Source organism: Inquilinus sp., assembly GCF_057815775.1.
In genome coordinates this window covers 1-1,811 of sequence record NZ_JBYRFX010000201.1, presented here as the reverse complement: position 1 = coordinate 1,811, position 1,811 = coordinate 1, and the positions used below count along the sequence as shown (strand labels likewise).

General features: G+C 71.7%; 2 protein-coding genes. One reads left to right on the top strand and one right to left on the bottom strand.

The window, feature by feature from the left end:
• The coding region (gene xseA, locus AC3XYG_RS07125) for an exodeoxyribonuclease VII large subunit (RefSeq protein ID WP_489139114.1) at nucleotides 1-1,250 on the bottom strand (1,250 nt) is incomplete at its 3' end.
• A gap of 60 nt (nucleotides 1,251-1,310) precedes the next feature.
• On the opposite strand from xseA, the gene AC3XYG_RS07120 reads away from it, so the two are divergent.
• The coding region (locus AC3XYG_RS07120; RefSeq protein ID WP_489139113.1) for a phosphoribosylamine--glycine ligase at nucleotides 1,311-1,811 on the top strand (501 nt) is incomplete at its 3' end.

Here is a 1,811-nt window from a genome sequence, read left to right as displayed (position 1 = left end):
CGGGTGGTGCGGTCGGCCAAAGCGCGCAGCACCGGCTCCGGCCCGAAGCGGCCGGACAGGGCCTGGAAGCGTTCGGCCGGGCGGTTGGCCAGCCGGGGGCCGAGGGCGCCCAGGCGGTCGCCGAGCTGGACCAAATGGCGTGCCGTTTCCGCCACCTGGCGGCGCGGATGCGGCAGCCGGGCGCCGAGTTCAGCCAGCTTGGCGCGGCGGCGTTCGACCGTGCCGGCGGCGGCGCGGTCCAGCCTTTCGCCGCGGTCGTCCAGCCGCTGCATCGCCGTCTCGATCAGCCGGGCCGGGTCGCCCAGGCCGCGGCGCAGCGCGACCAGCCGGGTGCGATGCTCGGTGAACAGCCTGGATGTGCCGGCCTCGAGGCGGCGGGAGCAATCCAGCACCCGGCCCATCAGCTCGGCCCGCACCGGCACCGCCATTTCCGCCGCCGCGGTCGGGGTCGGGGCGCGGCGGTCCGAGGCGAAGTCGATCAGGGTTGTGTCCGTCTCATGCCCGACGGCGGAGATCAGCGGGATGGCGCTGGCCGCCGCGGCGCGGACCACGATCTCCTCGTTGAACGGCATCAGATCTTCCAGGCTGCCGCCGCCGCGGGCGACGATCAGCAGGTCCGGCCGTGGCACCGGCCCGCCCGGCGCGATCGCGTTGAAACCCTCGATCGCCGCGGCGACCTGGCCCGCCGCCGTCTCGCCCTGCACCGCCACCGGCCAGACCAGGACATGGCGCGGGAAACGGTCGGCGAGGCGATGCAGGATGTCGCGGATGACGGCGCCGGTCGGCGAGGTGACGACGCCGATCACCGTGGGCAGGAACGGCAGCGCCCGCTTGCGCGCCGCCTCGAACAGCCCTTCGGCGGCCAGGCGGCGGCGGCGCTCCTCCAGCATCTTGAGGATGGCGCCTTCGCCCGCCAGCTCCATCTGCTCGATCACCATCTGGTACTGCGAGCGCGAGCCGTAGATGGTCAGGCGACCCGTGCAGATCACCTCCATCCCCTGCTCCGGACGCACCATCAGCCGCGGCACCTGGCCCTTCCAGATCACCGATTCGAGGGTGACGCTGTCGTCCTTCAGGGTCAGGTAGACGTGGCCGGAGCGCGGCACCGTGACCTTTCCGATCTCGGCGCGCACCCGCACCAGGGCGAATTCGCCCTCGATGGTGCGCTTCAGCGCGCCGGTCAGCTCGGCGATGGTGAATTCCGGCAGGTTGGAGCCGGGGCGAGAGGGGGTGTCGTTTTGCTCGGTCATGCTGCGGCCACCATGCTAAACCGCTGCCACTTGAGCAAGAGATCGAGAGCGGGTTCTGCGATGCGCATCCTTCTGGTCGGCGGCGGCGGCCGCGAACATGCCCTGGCCTGGGCGATTGCCGCCTCCCCCCTGTGCACCACCCTCTACTGCGCCCCCGGCAATGCCGGCATCGCGCAGGAGGCGATCTGCGTGCCGATCGGGATCGACGACATCGACGGTCTCGTGACCTTCGCCAAGACCGAGGCGATCGATTTCGTCGTGGTCGGGCCGGAAGCGCCGCTGGTGGCCGGGCTGGTCGACCGGCTGACCGAAGCCGGGATCAAGGCCTTCGGGCCGAGTGCCGCGGCGGCGGCGCTGGAGGGGTCGAAGGGCTTCACCAAGGACCTCTGCGCCAAATACGATATCCCGACCGCACACTATCGCCGCTTCACCGATGCGGCCGAGGCCCGCGCCTATATCGCCGCCGAGGGCGCGCCGATCGTGGTCAAGGCCGATGGGCTGGCCGCCGGCAAGGGCGTGGTGGTGGCGACGACGGTCGAAGAGGCCCAGGACGCGGTCGAT